The 22,637-nt window shown below is 55.6% G+C and carries 17 protein-coding genes; 2 read left to right on the forward strand and 15 right to left on the reverse strand.

The window, feature by feature from the left end; translation table 11 throughout:
* The 11 genes from ACOSDM_RS10250 to ACOSDM_RS10300 form a co-directional block, all read right to left on the reverse strand.
* Nucleotides 1–4,428: a translocation/assembly module TamB domain-containing protein gene (locus tag ACOSDM_RS10250; protein WP_420724414.1), complete on the reverse strand. Its 4,428-nt coding sequence runs from the start codon at nt 4,426–4,428 to the stop codon at nt 1–3.
* Nucleotides 4,429–6,297, reverse strand: a complete 1,869-nt coding sequence (locus tag ACOSDM_RS10255) for an autotransporter assembly complex protein TamA (RefSeq protein ID WP_420724415.1) — start codon at nt 6,295–6,297, stop codon at nt 4,429–4,431.
* A 98-nt stretch (nt 6,298–6,395) separates the two neighbouring features.
* Nucleotides 6,396–7,211 (reverse strand): ferritin family protein, encoded by an 816-nt coding sequence (locus ACOSDM_RS10260; RefSeq protein ID WP_420724416.1) that lies wholly within the window; start codon nt 7,209–7,211, stop codon nt 6,396–6,398.
* Between the two features lie 153 nt (nt 7,212–7,364).
* Complete coding sequence (locus ACOSDM_RS10265) at nt 7,365–8,558, reverse strand: ABC transporter substrate-binding protein (RefSeq protein WP_420724417.1); 1,194 nt, start codon at nt 8,556–8,558, stop codon at nt 7,365–7,367.
* 91 nt (nt 8,559–8,649) lie between these two features.
* Nucleotides 8,650–10,023, reverse strand: a complete 1,374-nt coding sequence (locus ACOSDM_RS10270) for a branched-chain amino acid ABC transporter permease (RefSeq protein WP_420724418.1) — start codon at nt 10,021–10,023, stop codon at nt 8,650–8,652.
* Entirely contained in the window at nt 10,020–11,030 is a 1,011-nt protein-coding gene (locus tag ACOSDM_RS10275) for a branched-chain amino acid ABC transporter permease (RefSeq protein WP_420724419.1), read from the reverse strand. Before ACOSDM_RS10275 ends, ACOSDM_RS10270 begins: the two co-directional genes overlap by 4 nt.
* A gap of 5 nt (nt 11,031–11,035) precedes the next feature.
* Entirely contained in the window at nt 11,036–11,740 is a 705-nt protein-coding gene (locus ACOSDM_RS10280; RefSeq protein WP_420724420.1) for an ABC transporter ATP-binding protein, read from the reverse strand.
* Complete coding sequence (locus tag ACOSDM_RS10285) at nt 11,737–12,522, reverse strand: ABC transporter ATP-binding protein (protein WP_420724421.1); 786 nt, start codon at nt 12,520–12,522, stop codon at nt 11,737–11,739. The genes ACOSDM_RS10280 and ACOSDM_RS10285 overlap by 4 nt, the downstream gene beginning before the upstream one ends.
* Nucleotides 12,523–12,639: 117 nt before the next feature.
* Complete coding sequence (locus ACOSDM_RS10290; RefSeq protein WP_420724422.1) at nt 12,640–14,562, reverse strand: LTA synthase family protein; 1,923 nt, start codon at nt 14,560–14,562, stop codon at nt 12,640–12,642.
* Nucleotides 14,563–14,601: 39 nt separating this feature from the next.
* Nucleotides 14,602–15,171, reverse strand: a complete 570-nt coding sequence (locus ACOSDM_RS10295; RefSeq protein WP_420724424.1) for a cytochrome b/b6 domain-containing protein — start codon at nt 15,169–15,171, stop codon at nt 14,602–14,604.
* Between the two features lie 3 nt (nt 15,172–15,174).
* Entirely contained in the window at nt 15,175–15,456 is a 282-nt protein-coding gene (locus ACOSDM_RS10300; protein ID WP_420724425.1) for a PepSY domain-containing protein, read from the reverse strand.
* A 147-nt stretch (nt 15,457–15,603) separates the two neighbouring features.
* Between ACOSDM_RS10300 and ACOSDM_RS10305 the strand changes: the two genes are divergently transcribed.
* Both ACOSDM_RS10305 and ACOSDM_RS10310 read left to right on the forward strand, forming a co-directional pair.
* Nucleotides 15,604–16,260 carry a response regulator gene (locus tag ACOSDM_RS10305; protein ID WP_420724426.1) on the forward strand — a complete coding sequence of 219 codons (657 nt, stop codon included), beginning with the start codon at nt 15,604–15,606 and terminating at the stop codon, nt 16,258–16,260.
* A gap of 5 nt (nt 16,261–16,265) precedes the next feature.
* Nucleotides 16,266–17,645 carry an ATP-binding protein gene (locus ACOSDM_RS10310; RefSeq protein WP_420724427.1) on the forward strand — a complete coding sequence of 460 codons (1,380 nt, stop codon included), beginning with the start codon at nt 16,266–16,268 and terminating at the stop codon, nt 17,643–17,645.
* A 28-nt stretch (nt 17,646–17,673) separates the two neighbouring features.
* Here the strand turns inward: ACOSDM_RS10310 and infC are convergent, their stop codons facing one another.
* From infC to ACOSDM_RS10330, 4 genes are all read right to left on the reverse strand, one after another.
* The gene (gene infC / locus ACOSDM_RS10315; protein WP_420724428.1) at nt 17,674–18,162 is read right to left on the reverse strand and encodes a translation initiation factor IF-3; all 489 of its coding nucleotides are present in this window, start codon (nt 18,160–18,162) and stop codon (nt 17,674–17,676) included.
* 141 nt (nt 18,163–18,303) lie between these two features.
* Nucleotides 18,304–20,256 (reverse strand): threonine--tRNA ligase, encoded by a 1,953-nt coding sequence (gene thrS, locus ACOSDM_RS10320; protein WP_420724429.1) that lies wholly within the window; start codon nt 20,254–20,256, stop codon nt 18,304–18,306.
* 188 nt (nt 20,257–20,444) lie between these two features.
* Nucleotides 20,445–21,404, reverse strand: coding sequence for a glycosyltransferase family 9 protein (locus tag ACOSDM_RS10325; protein ID WP_420724430.1), 960 nt, complete (start codon nt 21,402–21,404; stop codon nt 20,445–20,447).
* Nucleotides 21,394–22,587 (reverse strand): glycosyltransferase family 4 protein, encoded by a 1,194-nt coding sequence (locus tag ACOSDM_RS10330; protein ID WP_420724431.1) that lies wholly within the window; start codon nt 22,585–22,587, stop codon nt 21,394–21,396. Before ACOSDM_RS10330 ends, ACOSDM_RS10325 begins: the two co-directional genes overlap by 11 nt.
* Nucleotides 22,588–22,637 lie beyond the last annotated feature (50 nt).

Genomic DNA, 22,637 nt, shown 5'->3' on the forward strand with positions numbered 1-22,637 from the left:
TTAGTAATCCCATTTAAATTGAACGCCAACGCTGCTGTCGGTTTGACCGCTTTCGGTATTCACGGAGATGTTTGGGGTCACTTCGACCTCAACCTCCACACTGCTGGAGCCAGGGGCTGACCCCTGCTTGGCGCCGACATAGACACCATCGGCGATATACTTCCCGGCCTTCACCTGCGCACCGCTCTCTCCGGCACCCACTTCCAGCACATCAACCCCGGCGAACCGACGCAGGCTGCCCAGAATATCCAGACCGGACCCGCCTCCCGAAAGCTCGGATACGGACGCGGCCAATTGTACGGCCTCCGCAGCATTCAGCCGTCCCTTGGTTTTGCCAAACAGGACACGGCTTAGAATCTCATCTTCTGGTAGGGATGGCTGGGATTCCAGGATGACATCTGGCTTGCTGGCTGGGCCGGCCAGGCGTGCGATTACGGTCAGGTCTTCGGCCTGATAGACACCGCGGATTCCTAAAACAGGATCAATGCGATCCCCGGCCAGAAAACGAATGGTGGAGTCCTCAAGAGTGAAACTCTTGCCAATTACGTCAAACTTACCGCGCTTTGCGCTCAGCAAGCCGGAGATTCTTGGAGCTGCCGTTGTGCCCTCAACTTTCAGATTTCCCTGCCATTCAGAATCCAGACCACGGCCGCGCACAAAAACCTGACCTGGCAGATTGATTTGAATATCCAGGCCAATCGCCGGTCCCGCAGTGCCATCTTTGTCGGTTGATGTGACGCGCCCATCTTCCTGCACATCCAGGGTGGGTATACTGGGCGGCAAGGCGGCGGCTAGATTAATCTCTCCCTTGCGAACCGTTACCGTGCCTGAAATCAAGGAGTCTGGATCTGCCAGTTTTATTGCCAGATCAATATCTGACCATACTTTCATCGAATCATTCTGGATGACCTGAAAATTCTGTGCCTTAACCGTTGCGGACAGTTGCGCAGCATCCGCTGCCAGTTCCCCCTGCCCCGCCACAGCAAATTTTGAACCGGCAGGATCTTCCCCCGTCAAAGACTCTACAACAATCCGGCGATCCTCGAAGCGAACCTTGCCTGTTACATGCCGTACGATGGTGCCGAATTCGATATTTTCATAGGCGATATCCGCAAGACTGGCCGTTCCCGTTATGCGGGGGCTATCCATGGTTCCCGCGATCTGGGCATTCACGCCAACATCCCCTGTTACGACATGCTCCGGCAGGGGCAGCAACGCCCAGACCTTGCCCATATCCGCCAGAAGGTCTGCCTCAACAGATATCGGCGCGTCCGTCTGCATACGGAAACCCGGTTGTGCCAAAGAAACGGTCAGTGGAATCTCCCCCGATATATCCGCCTTTTCCAGTCCGGCGCCTTGCCCGGTCAGTTTGGCGGATAGACGACCGGCCTTCAGATCCAAAGTGATCTGAGTGGCCATTCCCTGTGCCTGTTCCAGATCGGCCAATTTGATATCAGACAGATCAATCGATCCGCTGCCCGATACCTGCCCTGAAACTTCTTCCGCCTTAAGGGTCGCGTCCAGGGTTCCCGATACATCAGACATGCCTTGCAAGGCCAGGAACGGGCTGATCGGCAATTTGGATATCTGCACCGTCGCCGTGGCGGCATCGGCGGCGCTGCGCGTATATGCGATATCCGCTTGACCGTCCGCCAGGGCCAGGGAGGCGCCAACCTCCTTCAATCCAGCCGGATCCAATAAAATCCGACCGGGTTTCACCAGACTGACGGGAATACCCCCATATCCCCCGGACAGACTGGCCAGTGTAATCTGCGTCGTTTCACCCTGTGTGGAGAACGCGGCTTGGGCTTTCACAGAAATCGGTTTTGCCTGATTGGGGTCAGATGTGTCTTTACCCACCAGGGACAGGGTCACCTCTCCGGCCTCAACCCCACCTGAGAATGTCGCATCCACCTGATCCAGGGTGACTGTTGCAGCCATAATCCGCTGTCCTGTTACCGTGGCACGAAGGCCGGACAACTCCACCAGGTCGTCGATGCTACCGTCCAGAGTAAGGGAGCGGGCGGTAATACCAGCAGCGATGCTGTCATCGTCCCCCCCAAATCGATCCAAAGATGCCTTGACCCGTGCCGCTTGAGCCGTCGGATTATCTTTTCTGGCAGAAAGAGTCAGAGTGGCAGACAATGCGCCCTCCAGCCCGGAAAGGCGCGCAAAACCAGCCGCCTGTCGAATGGATTTGGCTGTGACAGTCAGCCCACCGATTGCGGGCAAAGCATAATCAGGCAGAGTGATATCGCCGGTCACCGTGGCGTCCAGCCCATTAATTGCGACATCATTCAGAATGAGGTGTGACTCCTCCGCCTCCAATTGCAGGCTTGCCGTGACAGGCGCTCCATTTACCACTGCCCTGGTGTCAACATCGACAACAGGCACCGTCTCCCGCCAGGTGAGGTCCGCTGATATTTGTGACTTCACGATGCTGTAGGCCTGATATCGCAGATCAATAGGATCAGTTTTCAGGGTTGCCTGTGGCGCAGCGACGGAACCGTTTACAGCCAGCGTAAAAGGCAAAGTGTCCGATTGAAAAATAAGATCTGGGACGGGCGGGATCGCCTGTGTGGATACCTCTCCTTTCAGTGTTCCCTGAACCGTTTCCATATCCGAAGACAGGGCGATATTGCCCGAAACAAGACCCGGTCGCGCCCGCAGGGAGTCCAGAGCGATGGTCATCGCGCCATCGGATGCACGGCGGACAGATGCGGCCAGTGTTGCCGTTGGACCGATGCGACCCGTTGTTTCTGGATCCAGGACGAATAGATCCTGCAGTGCTATGTTAATCTGTGTCGAAACTCCACCATCAGAGGCCACAGCTAAGCCGGCCAGATCAACCTCCGCCGCGCCTTTCAAGTCAATCCCGGCAAGGCCTGATAACTTCGCAAGGTCCCCCAGGCGGATGCGCAAATGCTCCCCGTCTACCGCCCCATCAGATGCCAGGGTCAGTGTACCCGATGCTTCCACATCAAGGGGATCAATGGTCAGTTCAAATGGCCCTATAGTCTGAAAATCCTGGGCGATGCTGCCGGATGACCGCAGCGAGAGTTCCGACCCTGCCAGTGCCTGAATATCCGGATTGGGCCACGAAACCCCCGTGCCTTTAATATCCGTTTCATAATCCAGGGAACCATCGTCGTCCCCACGCACCGCCAGATTTGCGACAAGCTCCTCAAAAGTCATGTCATAGCCGGAAAGCCCGCCAACAGTCACCTGCCCTGTCAGGGACGGCTCAGACAGTGTCCCGGACACCTGCGCCGACACCGTTGCGGATTGATAGGACAGATCAGGATCCAGGATTGATGCCGCTTGCGACGACAGGGACACCCCAAGGGAGGCATCAATTGCATCAGTCTGCAGGGAAAGCGAACCGCTTCCTTGTGCATCCAACAGGTCTTTCTGGCTGACCTGAAAATGCGTCACTGCCAGTGTCTGATCTGGATCCCATTGCAGGGCGATACTTAAATCCTTGGGGCCGTTCAGTGTTGCAGGCAGGCCCAGCGCATCACCCGACATCAAATCAACAACGCCCTGAAGGCTGACCCGTTTGCTGTCAGAGGCCAGATCGCCCGTAATTTTCGCATCCAATGTCGCCATATCCCGGGTCATGATCGAGACAGACCCGGACATATCGCCAACTGTGCCGGAAACATCCAGGGCGATGTCCATTTGGCGCCGCATGGCGGGCTCTAGTCCCGTCAGGCTCCATACCAGTCCATCCGGTGGCAATTTCCCGGTTAGGGAAATCGTGAAAGGCGCCTCTGATCCGGTTCCAATCTGTGCGGTTCCGGTCAGATTATCTGCAGGCACACCATCTTTCTGGGCTGCGACCCTCAAATCCGCATGCAGCGTCCCATCCTGCTGACTTTCCAGGGCGCTTTGCACGCTGGCCTGATAGGTTGTCTTGTCATCCAGGGATACGCTAACGACCGGAAAATCTATTTTTCTGATGTCCAGTTGAATGGGCAGCCTGGGTACCGCAAAAGGGCCAGTCTCTTCTTCGACAGGCGGCGCCGATGTTGTGGGCGATAGCGTAACAGTGACATCAGATGCCCCCAGTTCATCAATCCGAACAATCCCGCCGACAAGTTTAGTCGGGCGCCAGTGCAGGCGAAATGCCTTAGCAGATACAGCAAGCCCCGAATCCGGCATAGAAAGATCAAAGGACTGAACCGTCAGTTCATCCCATAAAGAACCCGAAACACCCGAGATCTGCACCGATCCGCCCAATGCTGCTTCAAGCGGCGCCTGCCCCCAGTTGATCAGCGTCTTAAGACCAGACTCTGTTGCCGTAAGCCAGGCACCCGCCGCGCCCAGACACAACAAAGTGCCCGCAAACACGCCCAATACTGACTTGAGGAGACGTCGTTTCGGTCGAAGGCCTTCGGACTCTGGCTCACGCGTATTGGTCTGCATTCAGAAGGCTTGTCCTAAACTCACATAAAGCTGATAGGAATCGTCCACATTTGCACGTTTGCGGAACGGTGTGGCGATATCAAGGCGAACTGGGCCAATTGCTGTGAAATATCTAAGGCCCAGCCCCCCGCTCCACCGGATATCATTGGCTGACAGGTCGGGCATGATGGATTCATAAACATTCCCGGCCTCGATAAACGGAACCAGACCAATGGTCTCGGTCAGGCGGGTACGCAATTCAATGCCAAATTCAACAACCGATCGGCCACCAATCGGATCCAGTTCCGCATCCACCGGACCCAGCATCTGATACCCAAAGCCCCGCACGGAGCCACCACCACCGGCATACAAACGCTTGCCTGCGGGAATGCTTTCCCGCTCCGCACCAAAAATGGATCCCAATCGCACGCGACCGGCAAGAATGAAGTCCCCGCTGTTATCGATTTTCAGATATTGCGATGCCGTAATCGTGGAACTGACAAAATTCGTACTGTTTCCCAAATCCGTATAGGGGGACAATCCCAAATCCATCCTGTTACCCTGGCTGGGGTTCAAGGGATCATCCGTGCTGTCACGCCGCAGATTGCCGCGCATGCCCAGCAGGGTAAAATGCTTGTTCTGGTTGCTGACGGATACTCCCTCATCCGTCTGTTGAATGATATCCAGTGTCGGCCCGACCGTTGCCGTCCAGGTTGGGGATAAACGACGCTCCAAGCCAACAAAGCTGGAAGATCGCAATTCATCATAAGCATCGCTGGTGATGTCTTTTAACTCAGCTTCCGCGACCAATGCCTGATCAACGCGCTTATACATAGGCTTGCGAAAGGTGCTATCTAGGCCTCGTTCTACAGGAGAGGCGGATGCTGTTACCCGAAAACGCTCCCCATTCGAAAACAAATTGCGATGTTCCCAAAAAGCGCTGATCCCAGGGCCGATACTGGTTGAATAGCTGGTTCCAAACCCGATAGAGCGATGGTCACGCTCCGCTGCTGTCAATTGAATATCAACGGGAACCGGGTCGCCATTATCACCGCTATCGGAAACCGGTAGAGGATTTAGAGTGATCGTGTTGAACAGCCCTGTTCGAGAAAGATTGCGCTGTGTTTCTTCCAGTTCCCGAATGTCATACAGGGCGCCTGGCTGCCATGTGATGCTTCGGCGAACGAATTCCTCTTCGACATCGACCAGACCCTCAATTTTCATCTCGCCAAAAGTGGCCTTCGGGCCGGGCTGCATCCCGAATTGTACCGCCATGGTGTAGGAGTCACGATTGATCGTTGTGCGCCGCTTATCTGCCGCTGCTGTTGGATATCCTGTCGTCCGGTAATGGCGCACCAGCCGGTCTTCTGCCCCGATAATAGCCTCTGCAGTCGCATTTTGCCCCAATTCCAGCCCCATTACAGTCAATAGCGCATCATCGGCTTCCTGTGCCTTCCCAGCACCGGCGTCCTGAATTGTTATTGTTTCCAGCAGATAGACGTTTCCAGGTTCTATGGTGAACACAACATCCGGTTTTGCGTCACTTTCCTGGGCCTCGATCACCTCAAACCGGACAACACCGTCATAGAAACCATAGGATCGAAGGACTTTTTCAAAAACGCCGATATCCCGCTCCGCCCGACGACGCAAAGCAGCCAGACTGCGCGGCTTCTCTTCCTGCAATTGAACCAGCAGACTGCTGGCGCGCATCGCGTCTTCAATATTGTCCTGATCTTTGGTAAGGCCCTTGAAGGACAATTCATAGGCTTTGTCGGTCAGCGAGAAGGATTGGGCATAAGAATCCTGCACGCTGGTGGAGACGCCAACCAGCGCAATGAAAATGCCAAACGCCACGCTTGTCGCGCGACCAATCGATAAGAACCGCGTCACATAAGCCTCAAAACACTGACCCGAAAGCGATGTCGGCCTATCCCTATCGCTAACGAGGGGGGATAACCAGCCCCTTCACCTTAAAGAGACATATGCCCTTAGGCGGCTTCAGCCAGCTGATGTGCGCGATAGCTGACGAAACGATAGGCACCAGCGGTCAATACAGAGTTTAACCGTCCATGGGGCGTCAGGCCCACAGCCTTTAATATCATCGCATTGCTGCGACGAATGATATCTGGATCATAATGCGGATAAATCCGCCCCAGATAGGCATTACTGCACGCGGTGCGGTCATAGGGAACGGATTCAGGAACGTTCGAAGCATAATAGGCATAGGCCAGTTCATCATCCGCCAATTCCCGAATGCGACTGACCGCCGCTTTGGCGCGACCCAAACGTCCAATCTGTTCCTTCTGCAAATACGATTTCAGCGTATCGTAGAACAATTTGTAATGCCGGAATTCATCCGCCGCGATCAAGTGGGCTATTTCCGCCAGAACCGGTTCCTTACTGGCCTTGCTCATCGCGGTATAGAATGAAGACGTGCCGGTTTCGACCATGCACCGGGCAATCAACTCCCCGGATCGGCTGCCACGGACAGAGGCCTCGACATCAACCGGGACGGAATAGCCTGACGTAAATCGCTCAAAGGCATGCTGAAAATCAAAATCCGGATCGGCCAGCTTGGCCCATTCCGCCAGCGCCTGACCATGTTGGACTTCTTCCTGGCCCCACTCTTTTGCCTTGGCCTGAAAATCCGCATCCCCGGCAAAAACATTGCACAGGTAATCTGTATAGGTGGCCCCATTATACTCAACCAAAGCCGCAGCCTTGACGAGCCGGACCAGCACAGGATCCACCAGGCTTTTATCAAACCGGGACCAGTTAATTGACTCTATCGACCAAGCTGTCACGGAACCCCAACACCTTTATTACAATATCTAGCCAATGGATCATATGAGTTCTTTTCGTGAGAATACAACTGATTACCCCAAAAATGAAAGAGCCCGATATGCGGTTTGCACATCGGGCTCTCCAAAATTCAGGCGTTTAAACTGACTGGCGCCTTAGCGAATTTGAACGGTGGTGAACTTACCACCATCGACCAGCAATTCTTTATAGGAACCAGCTGCTTCACCCGGACCGATCAGTTCAACACCGGTGGCACCGACATAGTCGACATCCCCACCCTTGGCGATGATTTCAAGGGCCTTGCCCAATTCACCCGGCAGAATTGGCTCCCCCGGACCATTGGCAACATCCAGCACCTTGGCCTGGATCGCGGCGCGGTCAGTTGACCCTGCGGCTTCCATTGCCAACATCAGCAGGGCTGCAGCGTCATAGCTCTCAGGTGCGAATGCACCGCTGCCATCAACGCCTTGGGCTTTTGCCAGTTCAAGGAACTTCGTCGCGCCTTCGCCATCATTCCCCGGCAAGGTGCCGATGGTGCCGTTCAGGGATGCCCCGAACGCATCCAGCAGGCTGTCGCCGATCATGCCGTCGCACAATACGAATTTATCAAAGGCACCGGTATCCAATGCGCTTTGGATAATGCCACGACCACCCTGGTCGACATAGCCAAACACGGCCAGTTCCTTGGAGCCCGTTGCTGCCAATGTGGCAACTTCGGCAGAATAATCACCCTTACCGTCTTCATGCGGGACAGAGATGGAAACTTTGCCACCGGCTGCTTCAAATGCCGCCTGGAACGAATCCGCCAGACCCTTGCCATAGTCATTGTTGGTGTAGGTAACGGCGATTTCGGTAATGCCCTGATCTTTCATCATATCAGCCAGAACCTGACCTTGACGGGCATCAGACGGGGCCGTGCGGAAGAAATAACCATTGTCTTCAATGGTCGACAAGGCAGGCGATGTTGCGGATGGGGAAATCATCACAACGCCCTTTGGCACGGCGACGTTGTTTGCAATCGCCCCTGTCACGCCAGAGCAATCGGCACCAACGATGGCAGCGACGTTGTCTGACGTCACCAGACGTTCAGCAGCCGCGGTCGCCGCAGCAGAGTCGATGCACGTGGAGTCGGCGCGAACAGAGGTCACTGTCTCGCCGCCCAACAGCTTGCCGCTGTCGTTGACTTCGGTCATCGCCATTTCTGCGGCTGCAGCCATGGTTGGCGTGATCGATTCAATCGGACCGGTGAAGCCCAAAATTACCCCAAGTTTCACTTCGGCCTGGGCCGAGCCGGCAAGACCGGTCGCGCTCAGTGCCAGGACGCTGGTCGCAAGCAAAAGTTTTTTCATGTCTACCACTCCCATAATGCACTACCCCCCAATGAGGCAGCGTTCCATTATCTCGTTCCGGGGGTCAGAATACCCCCGCTGACCAGACCCGTTACCGCGTTGTTCGGATCGGCTCTGGCAATATTCCCTTAGGACTGAACCGCATCGCAAGCAACAGCACAAGCCCCATCAGCAGCGGGCGCATTTGTGCCGCCGCATCCAACAGATGCAACCGTACCGGATTGTCCGGGGCCATGAAAAAGGTCAGCCCGTCCATCAGCAATATGCCCGCCGGTTCCGCCTGCACCCAGGCAAACCAGATCAGGAAGCCCCCGATCACAGAACCATGATTGTTGCCAGATCCACCAACAATCACCATCACCCAGACCAAAAAGGTAAAGCGCAACGGGTTATAAGTGCCCGGCGTGAATTGCCCGTCCAGGGTGGTCAGCATCGCACCAGCAATCCCAACCACGGCGGACCCCAGAATAAAGGTCTGTAAATGTCGTTTGGTGACATTCTTGCCCATGGCTTCGGCTGCGACCTCATTATCCCGGATCGCGCGCATCATCCGGCCCCAGGGTGAATTCAGCGCCCGCTGCGCCAGCGCGAACAGGATCAACAGCACAACGGTAAACAACAGCATGTAAATCAGCTTCACGAATATCCCGGCATCCTGCTGCGCAAAATCCCTTAGCATTTGGATACGTTCATCACCGGTTACCGTGCTTAGCGCGCCTGAATGCAGCCATTCAATCCAGCCGATGAATTCCGGGGATTCCTGTAATGCGATCTCCTTTGGCATGGGGCGGGCCAAGCCACTGACATTCTTAACGCCGCGTGCCAGCCAATCTTCATTCTTGATCACCGCAATCACGATTTCCGCAATGCCCAGTGTTGCAATGGCCAGATAGTCGGACCGCAATCCCAACGCAACCTTGCCAATACCCCAGGCGACCAGGGCCGCCAACAGCCCCCCGACCGGCCAGGACAGAAGGATCGGAAGACCCAGCCCCCCCAGAAACCCCTGCGCCGCCGGATTAACCCCTTCAATCGCCTCTGTCGCCGGATCAAAGAAAAACCGGACAGCGAAGTATCCGCCCAGAATGACAAGTGTCATAACAATACGCCGCGCCAGTCCCGGTTTCATAACCGCCATAACGATAAATATTGCCGCAATCAACGCCGCCAAAGCAGCGATGGTATAGACCAGCCCGGCCCCCCCGACATCCCAGGCTTCCGGCACGGGCGCTTCAGAGATCAAAACCCCAGCAAGGCCGCCCAGCGCGACGAAGCCAACGGTTCCCGCACTGAACAGGCCCGCATATCCCCATTGGATGTTCACCCCCAATGCCATGACAGCGGAAATCAGGCACAGATTGATCATAACCAGCGCCACCGACCAGGATTGAAAAATCCCGATCAACAGCAGTAAAACGATAATACCCAAATACGCCAGACGGGTTCTTGTCAGGATCGCGCTCATATCACCTTCCCCCGAAATATCCCTGTCGGTCGCACCAGGAGAACAAAGACCAGAATCAGGAAGGATATCGCAAATTTATATTCGGTCGACAGGATCTGCATAAGGCCCTCAGGTCCCCATCCTTCCGGCCCGATATACATCAGCGCCCGCTTATAGGCATATGTCAGCATGACCTCGGAAAATGCGACCACATAGGCACCGATGATCGCCCCGATGGGCTGCCCGATACCGCCCACAATGGCTGCGGCGAACATGGGCAGGATCAACTGAAAATACACAAAAGGCTTAAAGCTTTTATCCAGACCATACAGCGTCCCGGCAACGGTCGCCAGAACAGCCGCAATGATCCATGTCACAGCGACAACCCGGTCCGGGCTGATGCCGGACAACAGGGCCAGGTCCTCATTATCGGAATAGGCCCGCATGGCTTTTCCTGTGCGGGTTTTTTGCAGGAACCAGAACAGGGCGGCCACCATCAGAACCGCAACAACGACCGTTAAGGCCTGGGTCAATTTGATCGTGATCCCCTCTTCCAGCCCGGTCAGACGCTTGAAATCGCCCGCTGAAATCAGAAACCGTGCGCCATCAAAGAACCGCTGGTCCTCTGCCCCGATGACAAAGCGCGTCAATCCGTTCAGGACATACATCACACCGACAGATGCCACGACCAGAATAACCGGCGCAGCGCGTCGCTTTCGATAGAAACGATAGACAGTTCGGTCAATCAGCAAACTGGCCCCAACCGCCAGAGCAATGCCAAAGGGCAGCGCCAACAAGGCCGTTGGCAGCGGATCAATGCCAATCCCGTGCGCCTGCAGCCAATAGGTGATCAACACGACTCCCATTGTCCCAAACGCCATCAGGTCGCCATGGGCGAAATTGGCAAATCGCAATACACCAAAGACCAGCGTGATCCCCAAAGCCCCCAGCGCCAGCTGCGACCCATAGGTCAGGGCCGGGACGAATACATAATTCGACATCAGGGCGAGCATGTTCAGGATTTCCATCGCCCCTATCCCCCCAGAAAGGATTTGCGGACTTCAGGATCCGCCATCAACGCCTCACCCGTATCGGTGAAACGGTTCTCCCCCGATACCAGAACATAGCCGATATCCGCTATTTCCAGCGCCTGGCGCGCATTCTGTTCCACAATCAAGACGGCAATACCGGTTTTCTTGATCGCGATGACACGATCAAACAATTCGTCCATCACGATCGGCGAAACCCCCGCCGTGGGTTCATCCAGCATCAGCACACTGGGCTGGGTCATAAGGGCGCGCCCGACCGCGACCTGTTGGCGTTGGCCACCCGACAATTCTCCCGCAAATTGTCGCCGCTTTTCCTTCAGGATGGGAAACAGATCAAACACTTCCGCCATCGTGTCGGAAAAATCATCCCGGCGCAGATAGGCCCCCATTTCCAGGTTTTCTTCCACCGTCATGCCCGCAAAGACATTATTGGTCTGGGGCACAAAGGCCATATCACAGGCCACCCGGTCTTGCGGTGACATGGATGTGATATCCTGACCATCCAGGGTCACACTGCCAGCCCGCAGATTCAACATACCAAAAAGAGCCTTCATGGCCGTGGATTTTCCAGCCCCGTTGGGCCCAACGACAACGGCAATCTGACCCTTTTCCACGCCGATGGTACAGCCGTTCAGGATATCCGCCCCGCCATAACCACCGCGCATATCCTTACCGATAAGATAGCTCATGCCTGGGCCCTTTCCGCCGCGCGGTCCCGTCCAGCGCCCAGATAGGCCTCAATCACTGTCTCATTCGATTTGATTTCTTCAACGGTGCCAGATGCCAATAACCGGCCTTCTGCCATCACGATCACCGGGTCACACAATCGACCGATAAAATCCATGTCGTGTTCAATCATACAGAAAGTATAGCCCCGCTCCTTGTTCAAGCGCACAATCGCATCCCCGATCTCGTTCAATAAGGTGCGATTGACCCCGGCCCCAACCTCATCCAGCAGGACGACTTTTGCATCGACCATCATGGTGCGGCCCAGTTCCAGCAGCTTCTTTTGACCACCAGACAGATTTCCCGCCAATTCATCCGCGATATGGGTCAGGTTCAGGAACTCGATCACCTCATCGGCGCGGGCGGACACTTCCTTTTCCTGGCGGCGCACTTCGCCCGGAAGAAACCAGGCTTTCCATAAGGTCTCACCGGCCTGATCCGGGGGCACCGCCATCAGGTTTTCCCGAACGGTCAGATGGGTGAATTCATGGGCAATCTGGAAGGTCCGCAACAAGCCCTTCCCGAAAAGGTCGTGCGGCGCCAGCCCGGTGACGTCCTCCCCATCCAGAAAGATTTTGCCCGATGAGGGGGGAAACCGTCCCGCGATCAGATTGAAAAAAGTTGTCTTCCCCGCGCCATTTGGCCCGACCAACCCGGTAATGCTGCCCTTCTCAATCGACAGGCTGACATCATCGACGGCGGTAATCCCGCCAAATCGCTTAACGACGTGCTCCGTCCTAATCATATAGCCAACCTGTATCGGGCGGATTTGCTGCCGCCTCTATTGCCCCTAATCAATAGACGACAATGTGACCGTTTCGGGACGAGTCTTCAATCCGAAGTTTTCAGAATAAACGCGGAATTAATGTCGGGTAATGCGCTCAATCTCCTCTGAGGCGGATTGATAAAAGCTGATCGCTTCCCGAATCAGATTATGCGCGATGGGTTCATTTACATCCACGGGCGTGCCATCGTCAGACCGTTGCACACGAATGCGCTGGTTTGGACCCAATGATACGACCAATCCATCCTCCATATATCCAACAGTCAGATAATTTGCCATAAAGGCCCGTTGATGGGATCGACCACTAACCAGGATGTCCTGCCCGAAGAAGCTGGAATCATAGGGAATATTCAAAAGGCCCAACACTGTTGGTGCGACATCAATCTGCGATGCGATCCAATCAATCCGGCCGGGCGCGACAAAGCCTGGGGCATAAATCCACACAGGAATACGATAATTCTCCGGGGGCAGATCCGTTCTCCCCCGTCCATGGCTGGTATGATCCGCCAGTAAAACAAACACGGTATCCTTGAACCAGGGACGAGTCCGGGCTTTTGCCAGAAAATCTCCAATCGCCCAATCGGTATATTTTACCGCACCATCCCGACCCGTCTTGGATGGAATATCGATGCGACCCTCTGGATACGTATAGGGACGATGATTGCTGGTGGTCATGATATGCCCAAAGAACGGAGTGCCCGTCTTAGCCCGGTCATCGAAACGGGTCAGAGCGAAATCAAACAAATCTTCATCTGATACGCCCCAGATGGTTTCATGGTGGATATGATCACTGTCGATATCGGTCCGGTCCAGAACCTCATAACCGGCCCCGGTGAAAAAATCCTTCATATTGTCAAAAAAGCTATATCCACCATAAAGATACATCGTATTGTAACCATTTGACTTTAAGACTGATCCTAGGGATATCATCCCTTTGTTGCGCTCCCGGATCGGGACGGCGCGCCCAGGGGTCGGGGGGATTGAAAGGGTTATCGCCTCCAATCCGCGCACCGTCCGCAACCCGGTCGCATAGACATTTTGAAAGGTCAGGCTGTCGCGTGTCAGGGCCGTCAGATTCGGGGTAAGACCTTCCCGCCCCCCAAAGGATTCGACGTAATCGGACCCCAGACTTTCAATCGATACCAGAACCACATTTTTCCGAATCGCTGTACCGACCGGAACAACCTTATGGGCAAATCCGTTTGGTCCCGCTTCAGACGTATCCCCCAGATTCGCCTCGTCCAATTCCGCCTTCAGGACGCCACCGATATCGCCTTGCGAAAGCGTGGCATAGAATTGATCGTAATTCAGATCGTTGTTCCGAAACGCCCGAAACAGGGAATAGGGCCCATTGGATGCCAATTCCCGTTCCAAGGGACTGCCCAACACGTGATGGGGCGCCTCATTCACAAGAAAAAAGCAGGCAATAGGTAAACAGGCATACCCAATGATGATCAGCCCCCGACGCTTACAGGGCGGTGCTTCCCGTCTTGCCAGACGCCAGACAGGCGGCACAAGGATCAGGATCATAATCACGGAAATCACGGCCAATCCGCTGAAAATCCATCCCAAAGGATAAGACTGTTCAATATTGCCAACGACTTCACGCGTATAGACCAGATAATCAACGGCAATGAAATTGAAACGGGCGGAAAACTCGTTCCAGAACAAAACTTCAGCGACCAGCCCGAACAAAACCGCCCCCAGGCCTGCTGCCAGCAGGATGGACGTGGACCAGGCATGCCCCCTGCGACCACGATCCGATGCTGGCCAGACCAGAGAGTTCAGCATAAAGGGAATCAGCATCCAACTGACCGCCGCCAGATCATACAGCAATCCGATCAGCATAATTTCGATACTTACCGGTAGCGTCAGTAACTGGGAATTGCCCTCAAAAACCATCAGTCCAATGCGCAACGCCCCGGATAGTCCCAGATAGACAATCAGGATTACAGGGATGATCGCATAACGGGACTGGCGCAAGGCTTTGAAGAAAATCATTCTATACCCATCCTTGGATTTAACAGTATCGATGGTGTTCTATGCATTGATATCGCTTGGCGACGGTGCCCTTTTGCGTCCTGTCACCATGGCGCGCACCAGATTTTCTTTGTGGGAAAGGCTGGAGATCAAAACACCGCAGACATGCAGAGCCACCAGACCAACCATCATATTGGCGAAGGTCGCATGCACCGCTTCCACCCATTCGACGCCCCAGAACCGGTCCAGCGTGAACATCCAGCCCGTCACGCTGACAACCGCCAAAGACAAGATCAATGCCAGGATCATCGCGCCCCCCAAGGGATTGTGCCCCAGGTAACGCGGCGCATCCCCGGTCAAAATCTGTTTGGCATAGGCGACAACATTTCCAGGGCTTGTGACAAAGCTGATAAAGCGGGCGTGACGCGGCCCAAACAGGCCCCACACCAAACGAAAGACGATCAATCCAGCCGCCATATAGCCAGCCCAGATATGCAGATCATCCCATTCTTCGGCGCTGATAAAGGCGACAGTAAAGCTGAGTACCAGGCTCCAATGAAAAATCCGTACAAACGGGTCCCAGACTTTAACCTCTGTGTCCGCTGCAGCGCCGTACTGATCCCCTTGCATGCCTTAATCCTCCCGCTTGCTGTGGACAGGCATCAAAGTCGCCGGATCGAAATACGCTTCCATGCGCTCTCCTTTTTCGGTGATCCCGTATACTTCATAGCACCCGTCCTCATCCTTTATCTGACGGACCTCCCAACCCTGACCGATCAGCTTTTCCTTCAGCGCATCCTGGGACTGCCAGCTGGCCCTGTCCGCCGAACAGGAATGCTGGTCATCATCTGCCAGAACAGGCGATGACATTGCAGCCGCGACGATAAGCAGTGACCCGAACAAAACTTTCTTCATCAGATTATCCTTTTCTCTGTCTGTTGATGGTTCCACCCTAGGCCCCACTCCTGAAGGGAACCTGACAACGAACGAAAACTTCGTTCAGGCAATTGTAAGCTTCCTGTGATTGGATGATCTTTTGCGTCGGAAAGAGGGCCGGACCCAATGCGTATCTTACTGGTTGAAGACGATGACATCCTGGGGGCCGCCGTTCGGGATCAAATTGCCGCAGACGGTCATGCCGTGGATTGGTTTCAGCGACTGGACGATTCGGATGATGCGGTAAGCACGACGCAATACGATCTGATCCTGCTGGACCTTCACTTACCAGATGGTCTGGGCCTGACCTTCTTAACCAGATTGCGACAGCGCGGCAGTGCCGTGCCGGTTATCATTCTAACCGCCCGCGATCAGCTATCTGACCGATTGTCCGGCCTGAATGCAGGCGCGGATGATTACCTGGTAAAGCCCTTTGACCTGTCAGAATTATCAGCGCGCATTTCTGCGGTTTCCAGGCGCTATTCCGGCAACCCGAATCCGTTAATGGAATTTGGAGATCTGGCCGTCGATACCGCCACAAAGCAAATACTGAAACAAGGCCGGCCGATTGACCTGACAGCACAAGAATGGGCGGTTCTGAGTTGTCTTTTGCACAGCCCGAATGCCACCTTATCCAAGGCACGCCTGGAAGATGCGCTGTATGCTTTTGGTGCGGAAGTTGAAAGCAATGCGGTCGAAGTCTATGTCAGCCGCCTGCGCAAGAAACTTGGCCATGACATCATTCAAACGATCCGTGGCCTTGGCTATCGGATAAAGGGGTAAGCGCCATGCGATTGGGCCTGCCGACCAGACTGGTTTTCGTCCTGACCGGCGCCATGTTCGCGATTTGGATACTGGCCGCCGGATCCGCTTTCTATGTAATCTCTCATGAATTGGACGAGGTTTTTGACAGCGCCTTACAGGAAACCGCTCAGCAACTGCTGCCTCTGGCGCTGGAAGGCTTGGAAGAACGCGATGACGATGATGCACAGCAGGTCAAGACCGACACAATCGCCCCTCATGAAGAATATCTGATCTATCAATTGCGAACATCTTCCGGGGCGATCCTGCTCAGATCCCATGACGCACCGGAAACGCCCTTCCCGACCGACTTATCGCCCGGATTTGATAATGTGGGGGGCTACCGCTTTTATACGGAAGCGGCATTTCAAAATACATACTTCCTTCAGGTGGCGGAAAAGACCGGACACCGGCGAAAGGCTGCGGTTGAAGCAACCCTGGGGCTGCTGCCGCCACTGTTGATCGTCATGCCGTTAAGCGCGATCCTGATCTGGTGGATTGTTCAGCAAATGTTAAAGCCCATTGGTCGGCTACAGCGTTTAATTGGCAGCCGGGATGGTGCCAATCTCAGCCCATTGGGCCTGACTGACCTGCCCCCGGATCTGGCCCCGATCGCCAGCTCTGTCGACCGGTTGCTGGATCGCGTTCGACGGACCTTGGAAGCTGAGAAAAACTTCACCGCAAACAGCGCCCATGAACTGCGCACCCCGATTGCAGGGGCCCTGGCCCAGACCCAGCGTTTGATTTCCGAACTGTCTGATGGCCCGAACAAAATCCGGGCACACCAGATCGAAACGGCATTGAACCGTCTGGGCAGTATTTCAGAAAAACTGTTACAGCTTGCCCGCGCTGAGGCCCCTGCCCCCAATACACGGGAAGTTAGTGATATTGCCGTCATCCTAAAGGCGGTACTGGATGATTTGGCGGGCACGCAATCGGGTTACCACCGCCTGTCTTTGAAGATATCAGCCAAAGACACGCCTTTCTGGCCTGTGGATGCGGATACTTTAGGCATCGTTCTGCGCAACCTTATCGAAAATGCCCTTCGACATGGTGACCCAAACGAACCCGTCACCGTCGTGCTGGATGAAACAGGGGCCGTCCGCATCGTCAATCAGGGCCCAATCGTGCCGCCGGACCGTTTCAACGATCTTGCGCGACCCTTTGCGCGCGGCGACAGCGGCGCTTCCGGGACCGGTCTGGGCCTTGCCATCGTCCGGGCCCTGGTGGATCGAAGTGCCCTTCGCCTGGCTTTCTTTTCCCCGGCCGGTGGCCAGAAATCTGGCGTCGAAGCCGTGCTGACCCTTGATCCGCTGAAAAGCAAAGAGGCGGCCCCCCTATTGGGTGGGCCGCCTCTAAAGTCCTAGACTGCACAACCTGTGACGGGTCGGCGCCTTAACGTGGTGCCAGCACCATCACCATCTGGCGTCCTTCCAGATTGGGGTGCATTTCCACCTTGGTCTTTTCTTCCATTTCCGCCTTAACGCGGTTCAGAACATCCAGACCCAGATTCTGGTGCGCCATTTCACGCCCGCGGAAACGCAGTGTGACTTTGACCTTATCACCCTCATCGATGAACTTATTCAGGGAGCGCATTTTGACTTCATAGTCATGCTGCTCAATATTGGGGCGGAACTTGATTTCCTTGACCTCAATAACCTTCTGCTTTTTACGGGCCTCATTCTTTCGCTTCTGAGACTCGTATTTAAATTTTCCGTAATCCAGAAATTTGCAGACGGGCGGTTCAGCATTTGGGGAAATTTCCACCAAGTCCAAACCTGCCTCAGCAGCCAAGCGGATGCCTTCTTCCGGTGTGATAACACCGATCTGTTCGCCTTCTGCGCCGATTGCGCGTATTTCCCGCGCTGTGATTTCCTCATTCACGCGGGGGCCCTCCTTAGTTCCGGGGGGGGCGTAGTGGGGTCTGCGTATTGGAGCCTCCTCGACCTGTCTATCGGTCGCTGTTGTTACAAAAATCTCAGCCTAAGGCTGAACAAGCCACGAATGCTTAACCGATACTGCCCTTCAAGCTGCACCAGTCGGCATCCGCGCTTCTTCCTCTAGGATATGGATTGCCTCGTCAAGCGCAAGGATTTCCTGATCCTTTCCGCCAAGACGCCGCAAGGCAACCGTTCCCTCTTCCTGTTCCCGCTTGCCAACCACCAGCACGGCTGGGATTTTCTGCATCGATAATTCACGGATCTTCAGGTTGATTTTCTCATTGCGCGTATCGGCCTGCGCCCGCAATCCTGCGGCTTTCAGCTTTGCCAGCACCGACTGGGCATAGTCATCGGCATCATTGGTAATGGTTGCGACCGAGACCTGCACCGGGGCCAGCCAGATCGGAAACTTGCCAGAATATTGTTCAATCAATATCCCGATGAACCGTTCAAACGACCCCAGAATCGCCCGATGCAGCATGACGGGGCGATAGCGATTGCCGTCTTCTGCCATATAGGTGGCATCCAGACGCTCGGGCAGCACGAAATCAACCTGCAGCGTGCCGCATTGCCAGTCGCGCCCGATGGCGTCGCGCAGCACGAATTCCAGCTTCGGGCCATAGAACGCGCCCTCCCCTGGATTGAGCGTATAGGTCGCCCCTGCCGCCTCCGTTGCGGATTTCAGGGCGGCCTCTGCCTTATCCCAGGTTTCATCGGATCCGGCGCGAACCTCAGGGCGATCCGAGAATTTGATCGTGAACTCTTCAAACCCGAAATCGCGATAAATCGATGACAGCAAATCAATGAATTCGCGCGTTTCCGATTCGATCTGATCTTCGGTACAGAAGATATGCGCATCGTCCTGCGTAAAGGCGCGCACCCGCATGATGCCGTGCAAGGCACCCGACGGCTCATACCGGTGGCAAGACCCAAATTCCGCCATGCGCAGCGGTAACTCGCGATAGGATTTGATGCCCTGTTTGAAAATCTGAACATGGCCGGGGCAATTCATGGGCTTCAGCGCCAGCATCCGGCGGTTCTGGCCCGTATCGCTGTCATGGTCTACCTCGTCCACCTCTGCGATGAACATATGCTCGCGGAATTTCTCCCAGTGACCGGATTTTTCCCACAGGACACGGTCCACCAATTGCGGCGTCTTTACTTCGACATAGTCGGCCGCTTCCAACCGGGCGCGCATATAGCGTTCACAAGCGCGATATACTGCCCAACCTTTGGGATGCCAGAATATAGAGCCGCGTGCTTCTTCCTGCAGATGGAACAGGTCCAGTTCCCGGCCCAGTTTGCGGTGATCGCGCTTTTCCGCTTCCTCAATCCGCGTCAGATGGGCTTTCAGTTCCTTCTCATCGCGCCAGGCCGTACCATAGATGCGCTGAAGCTGGGGATTATTCGCATCGCCGCGCCAATAGGCCCCCGCCAGGCGCAACAGCTTGAAGGCCTTGCCCAGGCGGCCCGTGGAGGGCAGATGCGGGCCACGGCACAAATCGATCCAGTCGCCCTGGCGGTACATGCTGATTTCCTCATGTTCCGGCAGTTCATAAACCCATTCGGCCTTAAAGCTCTCACCCTTTTCCTTAAAGAATTGGGCAACCTGCTCGCGCGTCCAGACTTCGCGCACAATGGGAATATCGCGATCCACGATATCCTGCATGCGCGCTTCAATAGCCGCAAAGTCTTCAGTTGAGAACGGCTCTTCACGATGGAAATCGTAGTAAAAACCATCTTCCGTGGACGGGCCAAAGGTGATCTGCGTGCCGGGGAAAAGCTCCTGCACCGCCATTGCCAGCACATGGGCGGCATCGTGGCGGATCAGTTCCAGGGCCTCTGGGTCCTGACGCCGGATCAGTTCCAGCTTCGCATCTTTTTCAATGGGGCGGTTCAGGTCCCATTCCACCCCATCTACGCGGGCCAGCATGGCGGCCTTGGCGAGGCCAGGTCCAATATCTGTTGCCACATCCAGCGCCGTAATTGCGCCAGGATAAGACTTCACACTGCCATCGGGGAGGGTTACAGCAACCATATCAATTCTCCTTCCAGGTCCCGTCCACTAAACGGGGCACCGCTTCCGGATCGTGGGTATATCGGCGCCCGAAGGAGCCGGTCCCACAACCTGTCACGCATTGGTTTCAACTGTCGCCTCGCCCCAACAACGGGCGGCGGGTCGACAATCGCTCAAACTCTTCAAGGGTCGGGGGTTTACCGCAAGTTCTATGGGGTGGCAAGGGTGCCTGACAGGCGATCCATTACACTGGCGACAGACAGGTCCCCCAGATCATCCACCTGCAACAGGCGCACAGACGGTCCTTTCTGGGCACAAAGTGCAGGATCGGAGGCCTTGGAATACAGCACCAGACAGGGACATCCTGCCACAGCGGCCAGATGCATGGGGCCTGTATCATTGCCCACCGCAATCTCCGCCCGGCGACACAGGCTGGCCAGTTGAAAAAGCTCCGTTCGGCCGGTCAGGTCTATCGCTTGTGGACAAGCCTGGGCAACGACACTTGTCCAGTCTGAATCTGCCCTGGTCCCGATAATTACTGGCGTCAGCCCCGCCTGCGTCCAGCTTTGGGCCAGGCTGGCGAAACGGTCTGCCGGCCAACGCTTGTCCGGGCGATGTGCCGACCCGCCCGGCACGATCAGGCCAAACCTGTCAGGTATGTTCAGGCCCTGGATATCGCCTTGCATCCAATCGACTCTGGGGGCTGGAACCGTAGCGATGCCCGCCATAGCCAGTTGATCACGTTGTCGTTCCAGGGTGTGCATATGATTGCGATCGGGATTGGCATGGGGATGGGACGCGCCCTTCACAATACCGGAAATCAAAGGCCGGTGGGGCCATAACATACGCCAGTAATTGCCGGAACGGTCCGAGGTTTGCAGATCAAAGATCATATCAAACCGCCCCGCCAGCAATTGCCGTCGCAAGGCCCAATAGCCTGGAATCGACCGGGGCCGCTGATCGGTCCAAACCTGATCAAACCAGCCGGACCGTGTTGCCAATTCAACGAAGGGGCGCGTCGTCAACAGGGTGATCTGTGCCTGCGGCAGGGCCGCACGAATGGCCTGGAAAGGGCCCATCGCCTGAACGAAGTCGCCCAACGCGCCCAGCTTGATGACCAAAACCCGATCAAGGTTCTGCGGCAGGGACACCATGTGATCAGGCCGCACTGGCCGCCGGGGCCTTCAGCAGTTCACAATAAACATCCAGCGTTGCCGCGCACATTCCCAGCTTCGTGAATTTCTGGCGTGCATTTTCGATGCCCGCAGCGCCGATTTCCTGACGCCGGGACGCCCCGATCTCCAGCGCGTAATCCAGCTTGTTTGCCAGATCGAAGGCATCGCCAGGACGGAACAGAAATCCATTTTGTCCGTCTTCAATCTGCTCAACCGCCGCACCATGACGCGGGGCGACAACCACACGCCCCATGGCCTGGCCTTCTACGGCCACCCGCCCGAATCCTTCCGGGTCTGTGGAGGCTGACACGACGATATCCGCCAGTTTCAAGGCTGCGGGCATATCATCACACCCTCCCACGGCATGGACAACACCATCCACGCCCAGGCGTTTTGCCAGATGTTCAACCTCCCGCACGAATCCGTCGCGCCCCTGGGCATCGCCAACCAGCAGGCAGCGCACCGTGCGGACTGACATTTGCGACAAGGCGCGCAACAACAAGGTCTGCCCTTTCCAGCGCGTCATCCGCCCTGGCAACATGATGACCGGAACACCATCGGGCAGCCGCCACCGTTCAGACAACCGGATCAGACGCTCCGCGGAAACGTTTTCGCCAGAGTACAGATCGATATCAATGCCGCGATGGATCACCCGGATTTTGGTGCCGTCTATCCGGTAATGTTCCTGAATATGGCGGCGAATGAATTCGCTGATCGCAATCACCCTATCCGCCTTGGTCATCACGGAATTATAATAGCGCTTTAAGGGATTGCTGAAATTATAGGTCCCGTGAAAGGTGGTAACGAAATGGGCCTTGGTTTCCTGCGCCGCCCAATAGGCGCTCCAGGCCGGCGCGCGGCTGCGCGCATGAATAATGTCGATCTTTTCTTCCCGGATGATACGGGCCAGATGTTCGGCATTGCGGCGCATCGTAAAATAGCTTTTGGACGCCAGCGGCAATTCAATATGTTCAATACCAGCCCGCGTCAGTTCCCGTGTCATAGGACCGCCCGATGAGGCGACAAGCGCCCGGAAACCAGCCGCTTTCAGGGCAATGGCGACATCAATCGTGCCGCGCTCGACGCCGCCGGTCACCAGGGCGGGCAAGACTTGCAGCACGGTTCCCTGATATGGACCATCGGGTGTTTCCTGCGCTGCATTATCTGTGTTAGTCACAATAACATTCCAATCCAAGGCCCAAACCAGACCCAATATAGGCACGCCCC

Origin of the sequence: Hwanghaeella sp. LZ110, from assembly GCF_048892525.1 — a bacterium.
GTDB lineage: Bacteria > Pseudomonadota > Alphaproteobacteria > UBA8366 > Aestuariispiraceae > Pacificispira.

What these genes read in the sequence shown, in the direction of transcription:
- ACOSDM_RS10250 (WP_420724414.1), bottom strand. Translation starts at nt 4,428, where the DNA reads ATGCAGACCAATACGCGTGAGCCAGAGTCCGAAGGCCTTCGACCGAAA.
- ACOSDM_RS10265 (WP_420724417.1), bottom strand. Translation starts at nt 8,558, where the DNA reads ATGAAAAAACTTTTGCTTGCGACCAGCGTCCTGGCACTGAGCGCGACC.
- ACOSDM_RS10270 (WP_420724418.1), bottom strand. Translation starts at nt 10,023, where the DNA reads ATGAGCGCGATCCTGACAAGAACCCGTCTGGCGTATTTGGGTATTATC.
- ACOSDM_RS10275 (WP_420724419.1), bottom strand. Translation starts at nt 11,030, where the DNA reads ATGGAAATCCTGAACATGCTCGCCCTGATGTCGAATTATGTATTCGTC.
- ACOSDM_RS10280 (WP_420724420.1), bottom strand. Translation starts at nt 11,740, where the DNA reads ATGAGCTATCTTATCGGTAAGGATATGCGCGGTGGTTATGGCGGGGCG.
- ACOSDM_RS10285 (WP_420724421.1), bottom strand. Translation starts at nt 12,522, where the DNA reads ATGATTAGGACGGAGCACGTCGTTAAGCGATTTGGCGGGATTACCGCC.
- ACOSDM_RS10290 (WP_420724422.1), bottom strand. Translation starts at nt 14,562, where the DNA reads ATGATTTTCTTCAAAGCCTTGCGCCAGTCCCGTTATGCGATCATCCCT.
- ACOSDM_RS10295 (WP_420724424.1), bottom strand. Translation starts at nt 15,171, where the DNA reads ATGCAAGGGGATCAGTACGGCGCTGCAGCGGACACAGAGGTTAAAGTC.
- ACOSDM_RS10300 (WP_420724425.1), bottom strand. Translation starts at nt 15,456, where the DNA reads ATGAAGAAAGTTTTGTTCGGGTCACTGCTTATCGTCGCGGCTGCAATG.
- ACOSDM_RS10305 (WP_420724426.1), top strand. Translation starts at nt 15,604, where the DNA reads ATGCGTATCTTACTGGTTGAAGACGATGACATCCTGGGGGCCGCCGTT.
- ACOSDM_RS10310 (WP_420724427.1), top strand. Translation starts at nt 16,266, where the DNA reads ATGCGATTGGGCCTGCCGACCAGACTGGTTTTCGTCCTGACCGGCGCC.
- thrS (WP_420724429.1), bottom strand. Translation starts at nt 20,256, where the DNA reads ATGGTTGCTGTAACCCTCCCCGATGGCAGTGTGAAGTCTTATCCTGGC.